Source organism: Aquimarina sp. (assembly GCF_977115655.1).
This window is the reverse complement of the sequence record NZ_CDSBKO010000137.1, coordinates 1-2765: the sequence shown is the minus strand read 5'-3', so window position 1 is coordinate 2765 and position 2765 is coordinate 1. Positions and strand designations below refer to the sequence as shown.

At 33.3% G+C, this 2765-nt stretch carries 2 protein-coding genes; both read left to right on the top strand.

Going from position 1 to position 2765, the window contains the following annotated elements; genetic code table 11:
- Positions 1 to 699, top strand: a 699-nt coding sequence (locus ACZIYX_RS23800) for a PorP/SprF family type IX secretion system membrane protein (RefSeq protein ID WP_462684756.1), incomplete at its 5' end; no start/stop codon positions are given.
- An 81-nt stretch (positions 700 to 780) separates the two neighbouring features.
- Entirely contained in the window at positions 781 to 2748 is a 1968-nt protein-coding gene (locus ACZIYX_RS23795; RefSeq protein ID WP_462684755.1) for an OmpA family protein, read from the top strand.
- Positions 2749 to 2765: the final 17 nt, after the last annotated feature.

Sequence of the window (2765 nt, the reverse complement as noted above, 5' to 3'; positions counted from 1 at the left end):
TTATCTGTGATTCATGATGAAATAGGACCGACAAGCGAAACCAATATTAATATAGATTTTTCGTACACAATTCCATTATCAGAACAAGCAAAATTGAGTTTTGGTTTAAAAGGGGGTGGTCATTTGCTGAATATTGATTTTCAACGCTTGAAGCAATTTAACAATAATGATGTTCTGTTTGGGAGCAATATAGACAACAAGTTTAGTCCCAATGTAGGGATAGGTGTGTACTATCATACAGATAAATTTTATTTAGGACTAAGTGCACCTAACCTTTTAGAAACAGATCATTTTGATAAAAGCACTACTAGCAGCGATAGTAACGCCTCTAGTTTTTTGGCAGAAGAACGTGTTAATTATTATTTGATTTCCGGTTATGTTTTTAATATCAGTGATGACGTAAAATTTAAACCAGCGGTATTAACCAAATTAGTTTTTGGATCACCTTTGCAAGTAGATGTTTCTGCTAATTTTTTATTATATGATAAATTTACTTTGGGAGCGGCGTATAGATGGAGTGCTGCGGTAAGTGGAAATATAGGATTTCAGATATCCGATGCTATGATGATTGGGTTTGCGTATGATAAAGAAACTACAGAATTAGGAAATACAACTTTTAATGATGGAAGTTATGAAGTGTTTTTAAGGTTTGAATTGTTTAAAAAATATAATAGAATGCTAACCCCAAGATTCTTTTAAGAGAGTTAATCTTTAGCCCAAAGATAAAAAAGTAATCATACAAAATTTAGTTTTTAGATCTTATATAAAAACGACCACATCATGAATTTGAATAAATACTTTATAAATATTACGATAAGTTTGTTATTATCTTGTGTTGCATTTTCTCAGGAAAAGCGTTTAGCTAAAGCTGATGAAAACTTTAGTCGTTTTGCCTTTGTTGATGCTCGAAAAATTTATCTTCAAGTAGCAGAAAGTGGTTATACTTCGCCAGAACTATATAAAAAAATAGGAGATTCCTATTATTTCAATGCCGACTTAGAAAAATCTGTGGAATGGTATGAAAAATTGGTACATGAATATGAAGCTCAAATAGAACCCGAATATTTATTTCGTTACTCTCAAAGTTTAAAAAGTGTAAAACGTTATGAGGATGCAGATATGATTATGGAAAAATTTAAGATATTATCTGGAAATGACCAACGTGCAGAATATTTTGTAAATACAAGAGATTATCTTAAGTTTATAGAAATGCAATCGGGCAGGTACAACCTGAAAAAACTTTACATAAATTCTGAATATTCAGATTATGCGCCTAGTTTTAACTATCAGGGGCAATTAATTTTTGCTTCCTCCAGAGAAGGGAAAAATAGGATGACAAAAACCATACATGAATGGAATGAGATGCCTTTTTTAGATTTGTATACATCAGATATTTTGGGAGAGCGCAGGGCATTAACAACTCCGGAAAAAATAAAAGGAAAAATAAATACCCGTTTTCATGAATCCTCTACATCGTTTAGTAAGGATGGGCAAACGATCTATTTTACAAGAAATAATTTCACAAAGAAAAAGTTAAAGTCTAATGTAAACGGGACAACCCTTTTAAAGTTATACAGGGCTACTTTAGATGGTGAAAAATGGACTAATATAGAGGAGTTGCCTTTTAATAGTGATGAATATTCGATAGCACATCCAGCTTTGAGTGCAGATGGTAAAAAACTATATTTTGCAAGTGATATGCCAGACAGTAGGGGACTTTCTGATTTATATGAAATAGATATTTATGAAGACGGTACTTTTGGAGAACCAAAAAACTTAGGAGACCGTATTAATACAGAAGGCAGAGAAACTTTTCCTTATGTTAGTGATTCAGGTAGATTATATTTTGCCAGTGATGGACATGTAGGATTAGGGGGGCTTGATATATTTGTTGCTGTACCCGAAATCTCAGGGTATTCTATTCCGTATAATATAGGAGAGCCAGTAAATAGTTCAGAAGATGATTTTACTTTTGTTCTGGATGAAGATACCAAGATAGGTTATTTTGCCAGTAACCGCTCCGGGGGTAATGGAAATGATGATATTTACAGCTTTGAACAAACAAAAGAGCTTATTACTACCTGCGCACAATATGTAAGCGGGGTTCTTACAGATGCATATACCAGAGATGTTTTACCTGGATCAGAAGTAATTTTGCTGGATGATAATAATCAGGAAGTATCCAGGGTAACAACAAATGGGAAAGGGCAATATAAATTAAATGTAGATTGTGGAAAAACCTATATTGTTAGAGGAACCAATCCAGGGTATAGTGCTACAGAAGCTTTATTAGAAACTAATTTTGCTTTAGAATATACCCACCAACTTCCTTTACAATTAGGGGAGGGGGGCTTGAACGAGGCAGAGCTAAGACCAGGAGGGGATCTTGGCAAACTGTTAGATTTAGAAATTATATTTTTTGATTTGGATAAATCTTTTATACGGCCAGATGCAGAAATAGAGTTACAAAAAATCATAGCAGCCCTTAAAGAATACCCTAACTTAAAAATAGATGTTCGATCTCACACCGATAGCAGAGCAGGCGATAATTATAATATGTATTTGAGTGAAAGGCGGGCAAAAAGCACTATAAAATATATTATTGACAAGGGACAAATAAATAAATCCCGGGTTACTGGCAGGGGGTATGGAGAAACCTCTTTGGTCAATAAATGCAAAAATAAAATACCATGCAGCGAAAAAGAACATCAGCAAAACCGAAGAAGTGAATTTATAATTATTAAATAATTAGAGGTTTATAACAC